Raw genomic sequence first — 18,324 nt, 5'->3', positions numbered from 1 at the left:
ATACGGTGACGCCGGGTGAAGCGCGGTGGGCGCCTGGTCAGATCCGCATGGGCATGACCACGTACTTGAAATTGGGTTCGTCGGGCATGGTGAACAGGGCGCTGCTGGCCCCGTCGAGCAGTTCGAGGCGCACCTGATCGGAGGTCATATTGGCCAGGGCATCGATGAGATAGGCGATATTGAAGCCGATCTCGATGGCATCGCCGCCGTAATCGACGTCGATCTCTTCCTGCGCTTCCTCCTGCTCGGCGTTGATGGAGGTCAGCCGCAGCAGACCCGGTTCGAGGTTCACGCGCACGCCCTTGAACTTGTCGTTGGTGAGAATGGCCACGCGCTGCAGCGCCGCCTGCAGGGTGGTGCGCTCAACCTGAAGCATATTGCGGTGGCCTTTCGGCACGACGCGCTGGTAGTCGGGAAACTTGCCTTCGATGAGCTTGCTGGTGAATTCGAGGCCGTCCATGCTCAGGCGGGCCTGGTTGCTGGCCAGCGCGATGTCGATCATGGCCTCGTCGTCGTCGCCCAACAGGCGCGAGAGTTCGAGCACGGTCTTGCGCGGCAGGATGATTTCGCGACGTTCAACCGATTTTTCCAGCGGGGCGGTGGCCAGGGTCATGCGGTGTCCATCGGTGGCCACCAGATGCATCTGCTGCCCTTCAGCGACCCACAGCATACCGTTGAGGTAGTAGCGGATATCGTGCTGCGCCATGGCGAAGTGGGTGAGGCCGAGCAGTCGCTTGAGTAGTTTTTGCGGCAGTCGCAGCACATGGTCGCTGAAATCGGCCGCGGCGCGCACCAGCGGAAAGTCTTCGGCCGGCAAGGTCTGCAGGCTGAAGCGGCTCTTGGCAGCGCGAACCGTCATCTTGCCTTCAGACCATTCCAGCGTAACGTTGCCCGGACTGGCCGCGCGCAGGATGTCGAGCAGCTTGCGCATATTGACCGTGATGGCCGCATCTTCCGCACTGGTCTGAACCGCCTCACCCGCCTGGAGGCGAATCTGCACTTCCATGTCGCTGGTGATGAACTGGGTGCCATGGACGTTGTGCTGGATGAGCACATTGGCCAGGATGGGCAGGGTTTGGCGACGTTCGACGATACCTGCGCCTTGGCCGAGCAGTTTGAGCAGTTCATCACGGGAAGACGTCAATCTGTTCATTCTTTCTTTTCCTTTATTCAGAATAGGACTGATAGTAAGGGGCGCCCCGGCTTGTGGATAAGACAAAAAGCGCTGTATTCATGCGGCTTGCATCGTTACAGAGGTCTGTGGACAAACGGCCGGGAGCAAAAGGACGGTTTGGAACAACTTGCCTCAAGTTGCAGGATCTGCCGACTTATCCAGAAATTCTTCACACCCTACACAACGACTTGTTCTTTTTCGGCGCCTTGCCACCGATTCCGCGGCTGCCCGGCATCAGGCTTTGAGCGTTTGTTCCAGTACGTGGAGCTGCTGGTTGAGTTCCTGCAGCTTGGTGCGCTCCTGTCCGATCTTGCGCACGGCGTGCAAGACCGTGGTGTGATCGCGCCCCCCGAACAGTTCGCCGATCTCCGGCAGGCTCTTGTGCGTCAGCTCCTTGGCGAGATACATGGCAATCTGGCGAGGCCGGGCGATGCTGGCGGGACGTTTTTTGGAATACATGTCGGCCACCTTGATTTTGTAGAAGTCGGCCACGGTCTTTTGGATGTTCTCCACGGAGACCTGGCGATTCTGCAGTGAAAGAAGGTCCTTGAGCGCCTCCTTGGCCAGACCAATCGAGACATCTTGCCCGCTGAAGCGCGCGTAGGCCAGGATTTTTCGCAGCGCACCTTCGAGTTCGCGCACGTTGGAGCGCACATTCTTGGCGACAAAAAACGCCACTTCTTCCGGCAGACTGGTCAGTTCGGCATCGGCCTTGCGCAGCAGAATGGCCACGCGCATCTCCAGTTCGGGCGGTTCGATGGCCACCGTCAGACCGGAATCGAAGCGGGAAACCAGACGCTGATCCATCTCCCGCAATTCCTTGGGGTAGGTATCGCTGGTCAGGATGATCTGCGAGCGCTTGGTGATGAGGGCCTCGAAGGCGTAGAAGAACTCTTCCTGCGTCTTGTCCTTGCCGGCGAAGAACTGCACATCGTCGATCAAAAGCAGGTCGAGCGAGTGGTAGTAGCGCTTGAATTCCTCGAAGGCCTTGCGCTGATAGGCACGCACGACTTCGCTCACAAACTGCTCGGCCTGCAGGTAACGGATGCGGGCGCCCGGTTGTTGCGCCAGCAGGGCGTTGCCGACGGCGTGCATCAGGTGAGTTTTGCCCAGACCGACGCCGCCGTAAATGAACAGCGGGTTGTAGGAGCGCCCGGGGTTCTCCGCGACCTGGATGGCCGCGGCGCGAGCGAGCTGGTTGGCCTTGCCGGTGACCAGCGTCTCGAAGTTGAGCATCGGGTTGAGGCGGGAGCGTTCGAGCGCGTCGGCCTCGGCGGAGTCCCGGGCCGAGATGGGGGTGTCGGTGGGCGGCGCGGAAGACCCATCGGCCAGCTCTCTGACCGGCGTCCCGGGGCGGGGCGATGACGCCGCGCCGCCCTGGCCCGGCTGCAGCCCTTGGCCACCGCTGTGGTGCAGGGCCGGACGGGCCGGTACTTTCTGCACCATGAAATCGACCTGCACGGGTCGGCCCATGACGGAGCTGAGCGATTCGGTGATGCGGGCGCCATACTGCGAGCGCAGCCAGTCGAGCTTGAAGCGGTTGGGTACGTTGAGCACGGCGGTGCTGCCGTCATCGCTCCATTGGGGGGTGGACAGCGGCTTGATCCAGGCCGCGAACTGTTGATCGGGAATGACCGTGGCCAGCTGGGCGCAGCACTGCTGCCAGGATTGTTCGTGAGTCATGCAGAAAACAAGGAAAGAGGCAGGTTCCGAGGCGTCTCGTCTGTGACGATAGGGTCGGAAAACGGAGTTTTTTACGGCGGTGCGGGGAGTGGCGAAAGGGCGAATCACGGACCGTGAACGCCTTGCGCAAGCGATTGAGTTTAACTCCGCTGCACAGGTTATCCACAGACCGAGGACGCTTTTTTTCATGTCCGCCGGAGACGCCGGGATGACGGCGATGTGGCTTGGGCCGCCGAGGCCTGGGGCGTTCTGGATAGGGCGTAGAGGCATGAGAAAATGGGGTCTTGTTTGACAAACAGGGTAAAGATCAGTCCAATGGAGGGCTTTTTTTCGGAATCCCGGCCTTCGTTTGACCCGGATTCGAGCGCATTTTTCTGGACAGCATTCGTCCGGGCCGTTTTTCAATCAAGGTGAGTTTCATGAAACGTACGTATCAACCTTCGAAGACCCGCCGTCAGCGCACCCATGGCTTTTTGGTGCGCATGAAGACCAAGGGTGGCCGTGCGGTGATCAACGCCCGCCGCGCCAAGGGTCGCAAGCGTCTGGCAGTCTGAAGTCGGCAGACCGTTGGGTTTGAGCGGTCTGCGGGTTTCTGGCTTGCAGTCTGGCGGGGTCGCGCATGCGCGAGCCGAAGACGCGACGTCCGATCCTTCCACCGCACTTCCGAGTGCCATGAATATCGAAATGCTGCGGCAACCCGACGCGTTTGCCGCGCTTTTTGCTGCGCGCCACATTCAGCAGGCGGAGTTCCGACTGCATTACCGCGCGGCCTCGGCCGAGTGGCAGCAGGTGGGCGCGGCGCCGTCGCGCTGCTGGCTCGGACTGGTCATCCCGAAAAAATTCTGCAAGGCCGCTGTGCGCCGCAACCTCATCAAGCGGGTGATGCGCCAGGCGCTGCGCGAACTGCGTCTTCCGGAGGCCGCGCAGTTGCAGGCGCCGGTGCTGATGCTGCGTCTGACGCGCAAGCTTCCGGCGGATTTCCGCAGCGCCCGTTCGCCGGCCCTGCTGGCTTATGTGCAGCAGGCGGTGAACGCTTTGCTCCAGGCCTGGATCGAACGCACGGTGATCGTGACCGGGCGGAGTTCCGCATGAAGCAGATGCTGATCGGGTTGGTGCGGCTGTATCGGCTGCTGCTCAGTCCCTGGGTGGGTGGGCAGTGCCGCTTTTACCCGACATGCTCGCAGTACACCATCGACGCGCTGGAACGGCACGGCGCGGCGGCGGGAACCTATCTGGGAGCCGCGAGAATCCTGCGCTGTCAGCCGTGGTGTCGCGGCGGGCATGAGCCGGTGCCCGAGAGTTTTACCTGGGCGCCCTGGCGTCATCGCGGCGATGCCGATGCGTCGGCGGAGCCCGCGGTGTCGGAGGCGGTTCAGGAACCGTCTCCGGCCGCCATGCACAATAGCGCGTCGACGTCTGATGAATCGGTTTCGCCCGGGGTGTCTGGCACCGGCGCGAGGGCTTCGAAACCCCCAGCTTCATTCCTCTCTTCCAAGCCCTGAAGTCTTCGGGCACTTCTGCATCACTACAACAGGATTTGCGTATGGATCTCCGCCGTTCGGTTCTTTGGGTGGTATTCGCCATGTCGATGATTTTTCTGTACAACGCATGGTTGCGCTACAACGGTGAGACCGACTTGTTCGGAACCCCGCCGGCCCATCCCGCGCAGGTGGCGAGTGCGCCGACCAGCGCCGTGCCGCAGGCCGCGCCGAGTGCGGCCACGCTGCCGGGCACCACAAGCGCGGCCACTGGCGCTCCTCTGGCCGCGCCGGTCGGCGCAGCGTCATCGGCACCCGCGGCGCAGATCACTACTCTGCACACCGACTTGATGGAGGTGAAGATTTCCTCTCGCGGCGGCAATCTGGTGTACGCCAAGCTGCTCAAGTATGAGAGCCGCACCGAGCCGGGCAAGAATGTGGTGCTGTTCGACGACTCGGCGAGCAATAAATACATGGCGCAGTCCGGCCTGATCGGCGGCGATTTTCCCAACCATGAAACCGAGATGACGGTGCAGCCCGGTCCACGCGACATGGGCAACGCCAAGACCTTGCAGGTCAAGCTGGTTTCGCCCGATCTGGGCGGCATCAAACTCGAGCGCACCTACACCTTCACCCGTGACAGCTATGTGGTGGATGTGCAGAACACCATCACCAACACCGGCAGTGCCGCGGTGACGCCGCAGATGTATATGCAGCTCGTGCGCGACGGCAACACGCCTCCGGGCGACGATTCGCACTTCTATCACACCTACACCGGACCGGCGTATTACGACAACGCCAACAAGTTCCAGAAGTTCGAGTTCAAGGATCTGAAGACCAACGAGACGCCCAAGAAGGCCGACAGCGGCTGGGTCGCCATGATTCAGCACTACTTCGTCTCGGCCTGGGTGCCCGAGCCCTATGAAGGCACGCGCGATCTCTATACCCGCAAGCTGGGCGACAACCTGTACGCGGTGGGGGTGATCCAGCCCCTGGCGCAGATTGCGCCGGGCAAGAGCATCACCACGAATGCGAAGCTGTTCGTCGGCCCCGAGCTGGAGAGCACGCTGGGCGCGCTCGCCCCCGGCCTGGAGCTGGTGAAGGACTATGGCTGGGTCACCATTCTGGCCAAGCCGATTTTCTGGCTGCTGGAAGTGATTCATCGCGTGGTGCAGAACTGGGGCTGGTCCATCATCGTGCTGACCCTGTTGATCAAGCTGGCGTTCTTCCCGCTGACGGCGGCCAGCTACAAGTCGATGGCCCGCATGAAGGCGGTCGGCCCGCGCATCAACGCGCTGCGTGAGCAGTACAAGGGCGATCAGACCAAGATGAACCAGGCCATGGTCGAGCTGTACCGCAAGGAGAAGATCAACCCGCTGGGCGGCTGCCTGCCCATCGTGATCCAGATTCCGGTGTTCATCGCGCTGTATTGGGTGCTGCTGTCGAGCGTGGAGTTGCGCGGCGCGCCCTGGATTCTGTGGATTCACGACCTGTCGGCCAAAGATCCGTTCTACATCCTGCCCGCGGTCATGACCGCGACCTCCTTCCTGCAGGTCAAGCTCAATCCGACGCCGCCCGACCCGATGCAGGCGCGGCTGATGTGGATCATGCCCGCGGCGTTCTCCATCATGTTCTTCTTCTTCCCGGCAGGCCTGGTGCTGTACTGGCTGACCAACAACACGACGTCCATTGCCCAGCAGTGGTTCATCAACAAGAAGATGGGTGTCGGCGTGTTGACCGACGCCGCGGCCAGCACGCCGACCAAGTAAGGCCGACCTGAACGGCGCTGGCGCTAGGCCATGAATCTGCTGGCGCAGGACGGCGATCCGATCGTGGCGATTGCCACGGCGCCCGGGCGTGGTGCCGTGGGCATCGTGCGGGCTTCGGGCAAATCGCTCGGGGCCCTGGCCCAGGCCATCAGCGGCCGGGCGCTGGTGCCGCGCCATGCCACCTATCTGCCGTTCGGCGATGGTCAGGGCGGGGTGATCGATCAGGGGCTGGCGCTGTACTTCCCGGCGCCGCATTCCTACACCGGCGAGGATGTGCTGGAGCTGCAGATCCACGGCGGGCCGGTGGTGCTGCAGCTGCTGCTCGCCCGGCTGCTCGAACTGGGTGCGTCTTCGCGCCTGCGGGTGGCGCAGCCCGGCGAGTTCACCCGCCGCGCGTTTCTCAATGGCAAGCTCGATCTGGCGCAGGCCGAGAGCGTGGCCGATCTGATCGATGCCAGCACCGAGGCGGCCGCCCGCAGCGCCACCCGGGCGCTGGCCGGCGAGCTGTCGCGCGCCGTGGGTCAGCTCGCCGCCGAGCTGGTCGAACTGAGACTGCTGGTCGAAGCCACGCTCGATTTTCCCGAGGAAGACATTGATTTTCTGCGGCAGGCCCAGGCGCAACAGCGCTTGCAGACTTTGGAGCGGGCCTTGCAACAGGTGCAGGCCAGGACCCGGCAGGGCGCCCTGCTGCGCGAAGGGCTGCGGGTGGTTCTGGCGGGCCAGCCGAACGTGGGCAAGAGCTCTTTGCTCAACGCCCTGGCGGGCGCCGAGCTGGCCATCGTCACGCCCATCGCCGGCACCACGCGTGACAAGGTCAGCCAGACCATCCAGATCGAGGGCGTGCCGCTGCACATCGTCGACACCGCCGGACTGCGCGATAGCGCCGACGTGGTGGAGCGCATCGGTGTGGAGCGCAGCTGGCACGCGATTGCCGACGCCGACGTGGTGCTGTTCCTGCACGATCTCAGCCGCCTGCATGCTCCCGGCTACGCCCAGGCCGAGGCTGACATCGCCCGTGGTCTGCCCCGGGGCGCACCGGTGCTGCATGTGTTCAACAAGCGCGACCGGGTCGATGCGGACGCACTGGCCTTGCAACTGCCCAGGGTCTGGGCGGATTGGGGGCTGGAGGCGGGCGAGGCGGTCTGGATCTCGGCCGCCAGCGGCGAGGGCCTGCAGACCTTGCGCCACAAGCTGTTGACGTTGGCCGGAGCGCAGCAGGGCAGTGAAGGGGTGTTCATCGCGCGGCAGCGGCATGTGCAGGCGCTGGCGCAAACGCGGCAGCACCTCGATGCGGCCGTGCGTCTCATCGAGCTGGATGCTCAGGCGCCGCTCGACCTTCTGGCCGAGGAGCTGAGACTGGCGCATCAGGCGCTGATGACCATCACCGGGGAATACACCCCCGACGATCTGCTCGGCGCGATCTTCTCGAGCTTCTGTATCGGCAAGTAGCGTTGACGCGCGGGATCAAGCCCGCCGCGGGATGAGTTCTTGCGCGTTGAGCACGGCGCTCAAATCGCCCGCGGCGAACTGCTGGATGGTCTGGAACGCCTGGGCGAACATTTGTTCATAGTGCTCCTGCTCGACAAAGCCGATGTGGGGGGTGCAGATGGCGTTTTCGAGTCGCAGCAAAGGATGGCCCTGCAGGATGGGCTCGGCCTCGAACACATCCACCGCGGCCAGGCCCGGTCGCCCGCGGTTGAGCGCGGCCACCAGGGCGTCGGGCGCGAGGAGTTCGGGGCGGGCGGTGTTGACCAGCAGCGCCGTGGGCTGCATCAGCGACAGGTCGGCCAGGGTGATGAGATGACGCGTGGCGTCGTTCAGGCGCAGATGCAGGCTGAGCACATCGCTGCTGGAGAAAAAATCCTCCCGAGAACCTGCGGCCTTGAACCCGTGCGTCTCCGCGAGCGCGCGCGAGGCCTCGCTGCCCCAGACCTGCACCTGCATGTCGAAGGCCTGGCCGTATCGGGCGACGCGCTGGCCGATGCGGCCATAACCCCACAAGCCCAGCGTCTTGCCGGCCAGTCGCTGGCCCAGACCGAAATTCGGCGGCATCGACTGTGATTTCAGCCCGGCCTGCTGCCATGCACCATGCTTGAGACTGGCGACATATTGCGGCAGCCGACGCATGGCGGCCAGCACCAGCGCCCAGGTCAATTCCGCGGTGACGCCCGGATCGGTCTGTCCCTCCGCCACCGCTATACCCAGTTCGGTGCAGGCCTGCACGTCCACATGCGGGCCGATCCGCCCTGTCTGGACGATGAGTTGCAGTTTGGGACACTTCTCCAGCAATTGCCGGTTCAGCACCGAGCGTTCGCGGATCAGGACCAGCGCCTGCGTGTCGCGCAGGCGCACGCTGAGCTGGCCCACGCCTTTGACGGTGTTGTTGAAGATCTTGAGATCGTGGCCATCGAGCTGCTGCGCGCAGTCGAGTTTGCGCACGGCATCCTGATAGTCGTCGAGCACGGTGATCTGCATGGTGGTCGGTCCGGAGAAGCCGCAGAGCCGATCAGTGTAGACCCTCGCCAATGCGCTGCAGAGAGTCGCCGGACCGTAACGATCCGTAATGCCCCGATTAGGAGTTACCCGATTTTGCTGCGTTGCAGCTTGCATCTGCCATCGCCCACAGAATATAAGTAGCGCTTGATATATGCCTGTCTGCCGCCCCGTTTGAAATCGATGCGGCAACGGTCAGACGACATGGAGGCTGGAATGGATGTCAAAGGGAAATGGTTGTTGCCGACAAGCCCGCAGAAGACCTGGGAGGCGCTCAACAACCCGGAGGTGCTCAAGGCCTGCATTCCAGGCTGCGAATCGATCACGGATACCGGGTCCGGCCATTTCGAGGTCGTGCAGGTGCTGGCCGTGGGTGGCTTCAAGACCCGCTTCAGCAGCACGCTCACCCTGGAAGATCCCAACCCGCCGCACAGCTATGTGCTGCGCTTCGAAGGCAACGCGGGAAGCGCTGGGTTCGGCCTGGGGCGCGCCTTGGTGGCCCTGCAACCGACGGCTGACGGCGGTACGCAGATGAACTACCAGGCCACGGCCGAGGTGGGCGGCGCCATCGGGCAGCTGGGCAAGGGCACGGTCGACAGTACGGCGCAGAGTCTGACGGAGACGTTTTTTTCGCGCTTCGATCAGGTCATGCGCGGGCAGCTTCCGGTGGACGACGGGGCCGGCGTGCTCGACCGCGTTTGGGGCATGATGCCGCCCTGGGGGTGGGCCGTGTCCACCCTGGTGCTGGTGTTCATCGTGTACTGGGGCCTGCACGGCACTTGGTGAGTTGCCGCGGAGTTCGGGCGGGCACGCCAGACTTCCGATCGACCCCGTGGCCCGGCCTTATTCGGCGGGGCACAACGCGCGAACCACGTTGAGCACCTGCTGGCTCTTGATGTGGTAATGCACGAAGCGCCCGCGGCGGGTGGCTTCGACGATGTTCTCGGCGCGCAGCTTGGCCAGTTGCTGTGACAGGGCGGCTTGGCGCATGCCGACTTCGTGTTCGAGCTCGCGCACGCAGCGCTCGCCATCAAGCAGCAGACAGAGAATGGCCAGTCGCTCGCGGTGCGCCAGCGCCTTGAGGATGCGCACCACATCCCCGCCGGCCATGCGTTCCAGGCGTGCCAGCCGGTGCTGCGGCGTCGGCAGGATGAGATTCGGCGCGGTCGCAATGGACTGAGGGACGATATTCATAGTTTGGAGTCTATGAATATCAATTCCCAAGGTTTTGATTCAACACAATAAAAAGAATTTTCACCCTGGGTCGCGCCGGATAAGGCTCGTCCGTTGGCCCGGTGGGGCCGGCCTCGCGCGGCGCGGCGCCCGTTTGAGTAAGCTGACAGGCTTTCTCGCCATTGCCCAACGCCTTCCATGAGCCACGTTCTCCGTCATCCCCCAGTACGCCTGGCCCTGTTGTTCTGGGGCATTGGCGCTGCGGCCTATATGGTGGGGTTCTTTCTGCGGGTCACGCCGGGCGTGCTCAATGTCGATTTGATGCGGGATTTTCATCTCAATGCCGCGCAACTGGGCAATCTGGCGTCGTTCTATTTCTATTTCTACGCCGCCTCACAGATCCCGACGGGGATCGCCAACGATCGCTTTGGTCCCAAGATCCTCATCGTGGTCGGCCAGGCCATCACCGGGATCGGTGCGCTGTTGTTCGCGCTGGCCGGCAGCTTCGAATCGGCGGCGGTGGCGCGCGCCCTGATCGGCCTGGGGCATGGGGTGGCCTGGGTGTCCTTACTGGAACTTTCGGCCGCCTGGTTTGCGCCCCGGGTGTTCGGCACCATGTCGGGCTTGTCGCTGGCCTTGGGCACGCTCGGGGCGGTGCTGGCGCAGGCGCCTTTGTTGATGCTGTCGCACAGCTTCGGCTGGCGCTGGGTGCTTGGCGCGGTCGGGGTGCTGTGTCTGGGCTTGTCGCTGCTGGCATTGCTGCGCATCCGCAACCGGCCGGAGGAATTGGGCTACGAGGGATACCTGCCCACGCGCAAGGCGCCCACGCTGGCGGAGGTCGGCCGTGGTCTGGGCGAAGTCTGGCGTTACCGCAATACTGGCTTGTTGTTCATCGCGCCGGGCGGGGTGTGTGGTGCCTTCCTGACGTTCACCACGCTCTGGGGCATGCCGTTTCTGACGCAGCAGCGACACCTGCCCGCGGGCCAGGCCTCGTGGGTGGTGGCGTCGATGCTGGTGGCGTTTTCCGTCGGCGGGGTGTGGTGGGGCCGGGCTTCAGACCGTTGGCGTCGACGCAAGGCACCCTATCTGCTGGGCGGCGTGATGATGCTGGCAGGCTTTGCCCTGCTGGTGCTCTGGCCTCAGGCGCCCTGGGCCTGGTTGCTGTTTGCGCTGTTGCTGAGTTCGGTGGGGTCTGGCGGCATGGTGGTGGGGTTCGCCTGGGCCAAGGAGTCGGTGCCGCAGCGGCTTGCCGGCACGGCGTCGGGCGTGCACAACACCGGGGTGATGGTGGGGGCGCTGGTGCAGCTGCCCTTGCTGGGCTGGGTGCTCGATCTGTTCTGGAAGGGCCAGCAGTCCGGAGGCGTGCGTTTGTACGACGGGGCGGCGTTTCAGGCGGCCAACGGTGTGTTGCTGGCCTGGATTGCGGTGTCGGTGCTGTGTGTGTTGCTGGCGCGCGAGACGCATGCCACTCCGCTTGCGGCGGCGAGCTGAGAGGAGCCGACCCGCGGGCTCTCAGTGGGCCTGCAGCGATTGACGTGATAGCGCCGAATAGCGGTCGAGAAAATCGTCGATCTCTTCGCTGCTGGGCTCCTGGGCGATGAGTTGCTGCACGCTGTGGCGAAAACCCTCGGCCGCGCGGCCGCCCAGAAAAATTTCCTTGCGGGCGAATTTGTCGACGATTTCGTAACCCCCGCGCGACAGATCGGCTTCGGCGCCATCCTGCGCAGCCTGTGCGCCCGACCAGTCGAGCTGCAGGACACAGAAAGCGTCTGAGTCATAGATCATGGTTTGCATGGTGTTCCTCCGCTGGATGGTGGGGAGATAGGGCTGCCTAAGCAAATATCAAGCCGGAAGACATTTCCGCCAGCCCCGCTTATCTCGCTTAACGGCACCGGATTCGCGCGGGTTGACCCCTGCCGTTGTCAATCGGGAACAGCTCAGGGGATTCGTGCTGCAAAGCGCAGCTCTGTTTGCACTGAATGCCCGCGTTGGAAACAAGACGTAAAAATTGCCGTGTTTGTCTTGCCCGCCCAGGGCGTGGCCGATAGGCTTGCCGCGCCGTGCCAGCGAGACCCCGATCCATCGTTCACAGGCGTGCCAGGGGCCGCAGAACATTCCCTTTCGATAAGCCCGACGCCAGGCACGGTGGCCAGGGCAGGAGACTCGCATGTTTCATCAACTTCTGACACCGGTCGGGGGCGCGTTGTTGCCGTCGTTCCTGGTGGCCGCCATTCCAATCGCCGTCGTGCTGCTGATGCTGGGCGTCTTGCGGCGGCCCGCCTGGCAGGCCTCGGCCGCGGGACTGATCGCCGGACTCGTCATCGCCATCACGGTGTGGCAATTGCCGGCGGGGCTGGCGTTCAATGCCGTGGCGTTCGGCGTGGTGTTTGCGCTGCTGCCGGTGATGTGGATCGTCTATGGCGCGCTGGTGCTCTACAACGTGGCGGTGAAGTCGGGGCGGTTCGAGCTGTTCCGGCAGTGGATGCTGGAGCATCTGCCGAACGACCGGCGTCTGGTGTTGCTGGTGGTGGCGTTCTCGTTCGGCTGTCTGCTCGAGGGCATCGCCGGATTTGGCACGCCGGTGGCGATCACCAGCGCGCTGCTGATCGGTCTGGGGTTTCCCGCGCTGGAAGCTTTGACTTTCACCCTGATTTTCAACACCGCACCGGTGGCGTTCGGCGCGCTGGGCGTGCCGCTGACGGTGTTGGGCGCGGTGACGAGCATGCCGGCGGAGCCGCTGGCGGCCATGGTGGGGCGGCAGTTGCCGTTCTTTGCCTTCCTGCTGCCGTTCTATGTCATCGCGATCTACGGCGGCTGGCGCTCGATTCGCGCGCTGTGGCCCGCGTTGTTCGTGGCGGGCGGGAGCTTCGCGCTGGCGCAGTTCGTGTCGTCGAACTTCATCAGCTACCAGCTCACCGATGTGCTCGCCTCGATGTTCTCGCTGATTCTGACGGTGGCGTTCCTCAAGGTCTGGTCGCCGGCCCATGATCCGGCGTTTGCCATCGACCGGCCGGCGCGTGCGCCCGGGGTGCCGCGCGTGGGCTATGGCGGCTGGCTGCCTTGGGTGGTCATCACCGTGGTGGTGATCTTCTGGGTTTACGCCAAGGTCTTTACCGTCGGCGAAGTCAAGGTGTTGTGGCCCGGTCTGGACAAGCAGGTGTTCATCACGCTCTACAACAAGCCCTACGCCGCCCTGTGGGATTTCCAGCCTCTGGGCACGGGCACGGCGATTCTGCTGTCGGCCGTGATCACGGCGGTGATGGTGCGGCTGCCGGTGGGGCAGTTCTTCGCCGCGATGCGCGACGCCTGGGTGCAGGTGCGCATTGCCGTGCTCACGGTGTGCATGATCGTCGGACTGGCTTTGTTGCTGAACTATTCCGGCATGAGCTACACGCTGGGTCTGGGCGTGGCGGGGGTGGGCGCGCTGTTCCCGCTGGTGTCGGCCTTCCTGGGCTGGGTGGCGGTGTTCCTTTCGGGCAGCGACACTTCGGGCAATGCCCTGTTCGGCAATCTGCAGGTGGTGGCGGCGCGGCAGCTGGGTTTCGATCCGGTGCTGATGGCGGCGACCAATTCGTCCGGCGGGGTGATGGGCAAGATGATTTCGCCGCAGAACATCGCCACCGGCGTGTCGACCACCGCGCTCAAGGGCAAGGAAGGCGTGGTGTTCGCCCGCACCTTCAAGCACAGCGTGTTCCTCACTTTCCTGCTGGGCATCCTGGTGTATTTGCAGCAGCATGTGCTGAGCTGGATGATTCCGGTTCTGCCGCCGCATTGAGCGCGCTTGGCTCAACGCTGTGAACGCCGCGCGCCGCGCGGCGTTTTTCATGGGGCTGCCGAGGCTGGACTTTGGGGCGGGGCTTGCTGTTCGGCGTGATCGAGGGTGAAGAGCAGATAGCTGTCGGCGGAATGTTGCAGTCGGATCTGCACCGGCAGATTCTGCATTTGCGGCGACAGCCAGATCTGCGCGCCGAGTTGGTTGGGGTCGGCGGCGTGCCGCACGATGTGCCAGCACGACAGAGGCCCCGCCGGGGTGGCCACGGTCTCCATGCCGGCAACGGTGAAGGTCCAGCGGGTCATGCCGCTGGGCCGTGCCACGTCAAAAGTGAGTGTGGCTCCGGGGTGGAAGGCTTCGGGATGGCGGGTGAGGCGGCTGGCGAGTTGCAGGAACAGGCTGGCGCTGTCCTGCACATGGGGCGGCAGGGGCACGACGTCGGGGCTGGCGCTGAAGTGCAGGGTGTCGTCGCCGCGGTCGAAACGCACCGACTTTTCGCGGGTGAACAGACGCTCGGTGTAGTGCGAGGGGGCGAGCCAATGGCCGTCGATACGGCCGATGCTGCGGTAGGCAAAGCCGATCAGCGCATGGCCGGAGAGCGTGGCTTCGTAGTGGTCGCCGTCGACGGTCCACACCAGCGCGCCGCTGCCGTGCAGGGCGCCTCGCCAGTAGCCCGTGATGGTGTAGCTCAGCCGTGTGGACGGCGGCCAGGCGCGAGGCGGCGCGGGTGCCGCGTTGCCGAGGGGATACGAGGCGGGATGCGAGGCCGATAGAAGGGGCGCGACAGGGGGGGCCACGCTGCCGGGGGCGCGACTCGACAGGCCCGCGCCCGGCTGGCTCAGCGCGCCCGGCGAGGCCTCGTCGCCGAGGCTTGACGCCACGGCTGCGCTGGGTGCGGGCGCGGGCGGAGGCGGCGCGCGGGTCTGGGGTGCGGGGGTGGGCACGGCCTGCGCGGCGTCCGCGAGCAGGGTCTGGCGCGGAGGTGGGGGCGATGGCGTCTCGGTCTTCGGCACCGACACAGGGGCGGCCTGAGGCGGCGGCGCCACCCGCGACGGCTTGGGCGCGGGGGCGGGCCGGGGCGGCGCCGTTCGTTGCGACGGATGGGCCATGACGGGCGCGGGCTTGAGCAACCGGGTGTAGATCGGCTCGGGCAGTCGGCCTCTGGCCCAGGGTGAAAACGCCGCGCCCAGCCATGCCAGTGCCACCAGATGCAGGAACAACACGCCCAGACCGAGCAGGCCGATGGTCAGCCAGCCAGGGCGGACCCGTGCCGGTTTGGCGCGAAGCCTGGGGGGCTGGTGGCGGGCTGACATGCCCTTTATTCTGCCGTGCGCCTGTCGTTGAGCGCCGAGTTGGCACGGGTATTCGCGGCGATGTGCCGCGCGTATGCTGCGCCCTGGAACCGCAACACCCACGAGGAGTGAACCATGGCGCAGATACCGGAGTTCAAGGATTTCATGCCCGGCATGGAGTTTTTCCAGACCTTGCTCAAGGGCGCGGGCATGCCCTCGCAGTTTGCCAACTGGGTGGCGCCGACGCTAGACGTGGAAGAGCTGGAGCAGAAGATCACCGATCTCAAGGCCGTGCTGGGCTGGCTCGAAACCCACGCACGTATGACGCAAAACATGATTCAGGCGCTGGAGGTGCAGCGCATGACGGTGCAGGCGCTCAAGACCATGAACGTGGATCTGCAGGCCTTCGCCAAGGGCATGGTGGCTGAGCCCCAGGCCGCGCCCGCCGCGGCTGCGGAACAGCCTGCGGCAGAGCCCGAAGCTCCCGCGCAAAAGGAAGCGTCGGCCGCGGGCGCCGCTCCCTTGTTCGATCCGATGCAGTGGTGGAACGCCATGACCCAGCAGTTCACCGAACTGGCGAACCTGGCGCTGCAGGAGGGCGGGGCGGTGCGTGCGCAGAGCGCGACGGCCGCCGCGTCCGGCAAGCCCGCGGCCCGCCAACCCGCGGCCCGAAAGGCGGCGGCCAAGCCCCGCGCCGCCGCTGGCGCGCGCAAGACGGGCGCCCGCGCCAAGCCCGCGGCCAAGCCGACGGCCAAGTCGGCTACAAAGCGCGGCAAGGCCGCACGCTGAACCGCGCCGATTGAACCCAGCTTGTTCAATAGGACGCGGGATGATGGCGCGGTGGATTGGGGATGGATTGGGCTGCGGGCGACAAGCCCATAGCCCAAGCTATGGGCGCGAAGCACGGGGCCAAAGACGCCCCAAAACACCCGCCAGCGCCCGCGTAGGCGCAACGCGCCGCCTATTGGACAATCTGGGTTAAACGCCGACCCAGCGAACCAGTTCCTGCGCGGGCATGACGCCGGACTGGCGCTTCACCTCCTGGCCGTGCCGGTACAGCGCGAGGGTGGGAATGCTGCGGATGCGGTTGCGCACCGAGACCTGCGGATTGGCGTCGGTGTCCACCTTGGCCAGGACCGCGCGGCCCTTGAGCTGCGCGGCGGCCTGGGCGAATGGCGGCGCCATCATCTTGCAGGGCCCGCACCATTCGGCCCAGAAGTCCACCAGAACGGGCAGCTCGCTCTTGGCGATGAAGCGATCGAAGCTGGCGTCGGTGAGGGTGACGGGCGAGGCCGGGAGCAGATCCTGGCCGCATTGACCGCAGACCGGGGAATCGCCCAGGCGTTCTTCGGGGACGCGGTTGAGCGTGGCGCAATGGGGGCAGACGACGAGCATGGCGGGCGATCAAAGATCAGGAAAGCAGGAGCCACGAACATGCGGCGCGGCGCGATGATTTTCAAGGGCGGGCCGCAGGCCCAGGAGCCTTGCCCGTCCGGCGTACATTGCGGTCATCGTCAGACCTTTGTCCCGCTCATCATGCCAAGAATCGCCTATCTGCCCCAACACCACGCCGAGCCCGAGGATCTGGTGGCGGCCATACGCCGGCGGCGCGGCGGCGAGCTGCTCAATCTCGATCGCATGCTGCTGCACAGCCCCGCCTTTGCGCGCGGCTGGAACGGCCTGCTGGGCGCGGTGCGCGGCGAGCTCGAACTCGATGCCGATCTGCGCGAGCTGGCGATCTGCGTGGTGGCGCGGCTCAACGGCGCCGACTATGAATTCATGCATCACGCGCCGCTGTTTCTGGCGGCCGGCGGCGAGGCCGAACAGCTCGCCCTGTTGCACGACATTCCCGCCGCGGTGGAGAATCGGCTGGCGTTCTCCACCCGCGAGCGGGCGGTGATCGCGCTGACCTATGAGATGACGCGTCGTGTACGGGTCAGCGAAGCGCATTTCGCCGCCATTCGCGCCCTGCTGCCCGCACAGCAGGTGGTGGAGCTGGTGGGCGTGGTGGCGACGTACAACATGGTGTCGCGGTTTCTGGTGGCGCTCGACGTGGGCATCGAAGACCGGTCTGGTTCGGAGCCCGCGCATTGAGGCCGGGCGGCAGACACCGCAACGACGAGGAGAAGGCATGACGCAGTTCTGGCACCTTGCAGTGCACTACCGGACATTCACCCTGATCGTCATCGGCCTGATGCTGGCCGGACTGGCCCTGCTCACCAGCCCGCGCGCGTCGCACGATCTGCGGGTGGCGCAGGTGCTGCTGCGGTGGTTTCTGCTGTGCGTGGTCGGCGTGGGTTTCCTGGGGGTGAGTGCGCAGCACTTGCTGCCGGGCGAGTCGCCCGATCCGGTGCAGTTTCAGCTCGGTCTGGCGGCGGTTGGCGTGGCCGCGGTGGGCATCGTCGGCGCCTGGGGCGGCGTGGGCATGCGGCTGGCGGCGTTGATCGCGCCGACGGTCTGGATCGTCGGCGCGCTGGTGGGTCGGGCGATGGGGCAGCCCGGTCTGTTCGGCCCCGGCGATCTGCTGCTGCCACTGGTGGGCTTCGCGCTGCTGGCCTGGCAGTTCCGCGCGCAGCGGCACCGCAGCGTGTTTGCACGTTCGCGGCTTTGAACGCGGGCCGACGCGCGGCCGGGCGGGTTTCAGCCTGACGTCTGTGCGAGTGCGGCGAGCTGGCGCAGCCCGTCCACGGCGCGGACGCCGTACCAACTGGCCCATTCGCCGGGCATGCAGCGCACCACGGGATGCAGGCCGCGCCGGGCGAGGAGCCCGCGCACTTCGTCGGCATGGACCGCGCCGAAGCGATAGGGCTCGCTCGACAGCAGGACCGTGTCCACCCCGGCCAGCCAGTCGGCAGACCAGTCGAACGCCGGATAGCGGGTGTGGCCGGGTTGGTGCAGCCCGTCGCCGCCGCGTACTTCGGGCACGGTGTGCCAGCCCACGGCGGCGAGGCTGCGGCTGATGTAGGTGTCGCGCGCGACGGTCATCCACGGATCGCGCCAGATGAGGTAGAGCACCCGGCGCGGTGCGGCGGCGGGCGCGGGCAGGCTGTCGAGCACGGACCGCATCGCCTCGCGCAGCGTGGCGGCGCGCTCTGGCACGCCGGGCACGCGGGCGAAGGCGGCGCCGAGCAGATCGAACAGGCCGAGGTTGTCGCGCGGCGTCTGCGGGTGGGTGACGATGATCCGGGGCACGAAGTGGCGCAGAGCCTCCACGGTGTCCCGGGTGTTCTCGTCCACATTGACGAGCACATGGCTGGGCCGCAGGGCACGCAGGGCGTCGAGGTGGACGTCCTTGGTGCCGCCGACCTTGGGCACGCCAGCGACTTCGGCGCGGGGGTGGATGCAAAAGCCGGTGCGGGCAACGATCTGCGCTTGCAGGCCGAGGGCGAACAGGGTTTCCGTCAAGCTGGGCACCAGGCTGGCGATGCGCGCCTGCGGACCCGCCGCAACCACGGGCTGGCCGAGGGCGTCGCGCACGGTCATGGCGGTG

The 18,324-nt window shown here is 65.4% G+C and carries 18 protein-coding genes and 1 pseudogene; 11 read left to right on the top strand and 8 right to left on the bottom strand.

Going from position 1 to position 18,324, the window contains the following annotated elements; all coding sequences use genetic code 11:
* Positions 1-37: 37 nt before the first annotated feature.
* On the bottom strand, positions 38-1,153 hold the full coding sequence (gene dnaN, locus BVH73_RS08265) for a DNA polymerase III subunit beta (protein WP_079417733.1): 1,116 nt from the start codon (positions 1,151-1,153) through the stop codon (positions 38-40).
* A 255-nt stretch (positions 1,154-1,408) separates the two neighbouring features.
* Positions 1,409-2,857, bottom strand: a complete 1,449-nt coding sequence (gene dnaA, locus BVH73_RS08260; RefSeq protein ID WP_079417731.1) for a chromosomal replication initiator protein DnaA — start codon at positions 2,855-2,857, stop codon at positions 1,409-1,411.
* A gap of 419 nt (positions 2,858-3,276) precedes the next feature.
* Here dnaA and rpmH point away from each other — a divergent pair, with 419 nt between their 5' ends.
* From rpmH to mnmE, 5 genes and pseudogenes are all read left to right on the top strand, one after another.
* Entirely contained in the window at positions 3,277-3,411 is a 135-nt protein-coding gene (gene rpmH / locus BVH73_RS08255; RefSeq protein ID WP_055451706.1) for a 50S ribosomal protein L34, read from the top strand.
* 118 nt (positions 3,412-3,529) lie between these two features.
* A complete protein-coding gene (locus BVH73_RS08250; protein ID WP_079417729.1) occupies positions 3,530-3,949 on the top strand; it encodes a ribonuclease P protein component in 420 nt (139 codons plus the stop codon).
* Positions 3,946-4,152 (top strand): annotated as a pseudogene (gene yidD / locus BVH73_RS16080) (membrane protein insertion efficiency factor YidD); the annotation flags it as partial. The gene BVH73_RS08250 and the pseudogene yidD, both read left to right, overlap by 4 nt.
* Before the next feature lie 248 nt (positions 4,153-4,400).
* Positions 4,401-6,104 carry a membrane protein insertase YidC gene (gene yidC, locus BVH73_RS08240; RefSeq protein ID WP_079417725.1) on the top strand — a complete coding sequence of 568 codons (1,704 nt, stop codon included), beginning with the start codon at positions 4,401-4,403 and terminating at the stop codon, positions 6,102-6,104.
* Between the two features lie 30 nt (positions 6,105-6,134).
* Positions 6,135-7,553, top strand: coding sequence for a tRNA uridine-5-carboxymethylaminomethyl(34) synthesis GTPase MnmE (gene mnmE / locus BVH73_RS08235; RefSeq protein ID WP_079417723.1), 1,419 nt, complete (start codon positions 6,135-6,137; stop codon positions 7,551-7,553).
* 15 nt (positions 7,554-7,568) lie between these two features.
* Here mnmE and BVH73_RS08230 read toward each other — a convergent pair whose 3' ends face one another.
* A complete protein-coding gene (locus BVH73_RS08230; protein WP_079417721.1) occupies positions 7,569-8,579 on the bottom strand; it encodes a D-2-hydroxyacid dehydrogenase family protein in 1,011 nt (336 codons plus the stop codon).
* A 234-nt stretch (positions 8,580-8,813) separates the two neighbouring features.
* On the opposite strand from BVH73_RS08230, the gene BVH73_RS08225 reads away from it, so the two are divergent.
* Positions 8,814-9,383 carry an SRPBCC family protein gene (locus BVH73_RS08225; protein WP_079417719.1) on the top strand — a complete coding sequence of 190 codons (570 nt, stop codon included), beginning with the start codon at positions 8,814-8,816 and terminating at the stop codon, positions 9,381-9,383.
* A 57-nt stretch (positions 9,384-9,440) separates the two neighbouring features.
* On the opposite strand, the gene BVH73_RS08220 is transcribed toward BVH73_RS08225, so the two are convergent.
* Complete coding sequence (locus BVH73_RS08220; protein ID WP_079417717.1) at positions 9,441-9,791, bottom strand: ArsR/SmtB family transcription factor; 351 nt, start codon at positions 9,789-9,791, stop codon at positions 9,441-9,443.
* Positions 9,792-9,968: 177 nt separating this feature from the next.
* On the opposite strand from BVH73_RS08220, the gene BVH73_RS08215 reads away from it, so the two are divergent.
* Positions 9,969-11,261, top strand: a complete 1,293-nt coding sequence (locus BVH73_RS08215; protein WP_079417715.1) for an MFS transporter — start codon at positions 9,969-9,971, stop codon at positions 11,259-11,261.
* A gap of 21 nt (positions 11,262-11,282) precedes the next feature.
* On the opposite strand, the gene BVH73_RS08210 is transcribed toward BVH73_RS08215, so the two are convergent.
* Positions 11,283-11,564 carry a BTH_I0359 family protein gene (locus tag BVH73_RS08210; protein ID WP_079417713.1) on the bottom strand — a complete coding sequence of 94 codons (282 nt, stop codon included), beginning with the start codon at positions 11,562-11,564 and terminating at the stop codon, positions 11,283-11,285.
* 373 nt (positions 11,565-11,937) lie between these two features.
* Between BVH73_RS08210 and BVH73_RS08205 the strand changes: the two genes are divergently transcribed.
* Positions 11,938-13,545, top strand: a complete 1,608-nt coding sequence (locus tag BVH73_RS08205; protein ID WP_079417711.1) for an L-lactate permease — start codon at positions 11,938-11,940, stop codon at positions 13,543-13,545.
* A gap of 47 nt (positions 13,546-13,592) precedes the next feature.
* On the opposite strand, the gene BVH73_RS08200 is transcribed toward BVH73_RS08205, so the two are convergent.
* Positions 13,593-14,855 (bottom strand): DUF3108 domain-containing protein, encoded by a 1,263-nt coding sequence (locus BVH73_RS08200; RefSeq protein WP_079417709.1) that lies wholly within the window; start codon positions 14,853-14,855, stop codon positions 13,593-13,595.
* Positions 14,856-14,969: 114 nt separating this feature from the next.
* Between BVH73_RS08200 and BVH73_RS08195 the strand changes: the two genes are divergently transcribed.
* Positions 14,970-15,623, top strand: a complete 654-nt coding sequence (locus tag BVH73_RS08195) for a PhaM family polyhydroxyalkanoate granule multifunctional regulatory protein (protein WP_079417706.1) — start codon at positions 14,970-14,972, stop codon at positions 15,621-15,623.
* A 189-nt stretch (positions 15,624-15,812) separates the two neighbouring features.
* Here BVH73_RS08195 and trxC read toward each other — a convergent pair whose 3' ends face one another.
* Positions 15,813-16,229 carry a thioredoxin TrxC gene (gene trxC, locus BVH73_RS08190; protein WP_079417704.1) on the bottom strand — a complete coding sequence of 139 codons (417 nt, stop codon included), beginning with the start codon at positions 16,227-16,229 and terminating at the stop codon, positions 15,813-15,815.
* A gap of 39 nt (positions 16,230-16,268) precedes the next feature.
* Between trxC and BVH73_RS08185 the strand changes: the two genes are divergently transcribed.
* A complete protein-coding gene (locus tag BVH73_RS08185; protein ID WP_245800295.1) occupies positions 16,269-16,928 on the top strand; it encodes a carboxymuconolactone decarboxylase family protein in 660 nt (219 codons plus the stop codon).
* Positions 16,929-16,965: 37 nt separating this feature from the next.
* Positions 16,966-17,445: a DUF6790 family protein gene (locus tag BVH73_RS08180; RefSeq protein ID WP_079417702.1), complete on the top strand. Its 480-nt coding sequence runs from the start codon at positions 16,966-16,968 to the stop codon at positions 17,443-17,445.
* 29 nt (positions 17,446-17,474) lie between these two features.
* On the opposite strand, the gene BVH73_RS08175 is transcribed toward BVH73_RS08180, so the two are convergent.
* Positions 17,475-18,317, bottom strand: a complete 843-nt coding sequence (locus BVH73_RS08175; RefSeq protein WP_079420453.1) for a helical backbone metal receptor — start codon at positions 18,315-18,317, stop codon at positions 17,475-17,477.
* Positions 18,318-18,324 lie beyond the last annotated feature (7 nt).

The organism is Thiomonas intermedia (genome assembly GCF_002028405.1).
GTDB lineage: Bacteria > Pseudomonadota > Gammaproteobacteria > Burkholderiales > Burkholderiaceae_C > Thiomonas > Thiomonas intermedia.
Note: the sequence above shows the minus strand (reverse complement) of the source record. Positions and strands in the feature narration are given on the sequence as shown.

What these genes read in the sequence shown, in the direction of transcription:
- rpmH (WP_055451706.1), top strand. Translation starts at nt 3,277, where the DNA reads ATGAAACGTACGTATCAACCTTCGAAGACCCGCCGTCAGCGCACCCAT.
- BVH73_RS08180 (WP_079417702.1), top strand. Translation starts at nt 16,966, where the DNA reads ATGACGCAGTTCTGGCACCTTGCAGTGCACTACCGGACATTCACCCTG.
- dnaA (WP_079417731.1), bottom strand. Translation starts at nt 2,857, where the DNA reads ATGACTCACGAACAATCCTGGCAGCAGTGCTGCGCCCAGCTGGCCACG.
- trxC (WP_079417704.1), bottom strand. Translation starts at nt 16,229, where the DNA reads ATGCTCGTCGTCTGCCCCCATTGCGCCACGCTCAACCGCGTCCCCGAA.
- BVH73_RS08200 (WP_079417709.1), bottom strand. Translation starts at nt 14,855, where the DNA reads ATGTCAGCCCGCCACCAGCCCCCCAGGCTTCGCGCCAAACCGGCACGG.
- dnaN (WP_079417733.1), bottom strand. Translation starts at nt 1,153, where the DNA reads ATGAACAGATTGACGTCTTCCCGTGATGAACTGCTCAAACTGCTCGGC.
- BVH73_RS08215 (WP_079417715.1), top strand. Translation starts at nt 9,969, where the DNA reads ATGAGCCACGTTCTCCGTCATCCCCCAGTACGCCTGGCCCTGTTGTTC.
- BVH73_RS08250 (WP_079417729.1), top strand. Translation starts at nt 3,530, where the DNA reads ATGAATATCGAAATGCTGCGGCAACCCGACGCGTTTGCCGCGCTTTTT.
- BVH73_RS08185 (WP_245800295.1), top strand. Translation starts at nt 16,269, where the DNA reads ATGCGGCGCGGCGCGATGATTTTCAAGGGCGGGCCGCAGGCCCAGGAG.
- BVH73_RS08210 (WP_079417713.1), bottom strand. Translation starts at nt 11,564, where the DNA reads ATGCAAACCATGATCTATGACTCAGACGCTTTCTGTGTCCTGCAGCTC.
- BVH73_RS08220 (WP_079417717.1), bottom strand. Translation starts at nt 9,791, where the DNA reads ATGAATATCGTCCCTCAGTCCATTGCGACCGCGCCGAATCTCATCCTG.
- yidC (WP_079417725.1), top strand. Translation starts at nt 4,401, where the DNA reads ATGGATCTCCGCCGTTCGGTTCTTTGGGTGGTATTCGCCATGTCGATG.
- BVH73_RS08195 (WP_079417706.1), top strand. Translation starts at nt 14,970, where the DNA reads ATGGCGCAGATACCGGAGTTCAAGGATTTCATGCCCGGCATGGAGTTT.
- BVH73_RS08225 (WP_079417719.1), top strand. Translation starts at nt 8,814, where the DNA reads ATGGATGTCAAAGGGAAATGGTTGTTGCCGACAAGCCCGCAGAAGACC.
- BVH73_RS08230 (WP_079417721.1), bottom strand. Translation starts at nt 8,579, where the DNA reads ATGCAGATCACCGTGCTCGACGACTATCAGGATGCCGTGCGCAAACTC.
- BVH73_RS08175 (WP_079420453.1), bottom strand. Translation starts at nt 18,317, where the DNA reads ATGACCGTGCGCGACGCCCTCGGCCAGCCCGTGGTTGCGGCGGGTCCG.
- mnmE (WP_079417723.1), top strand. Translation starts at nt 6,135, where the DNA reads ATGAATCTGCTGGCGCAGGACGGCGATCCGATCGTGGCGATTGCCACG.
- BVH73_RS08205 (WP_079417711.1), top strand. Translation starts at nt 11,938, where the DNA reads ATGTTTCATCAACTTCTGACACCGGTCGGGGGCGCGTTGTTGCCGTCG.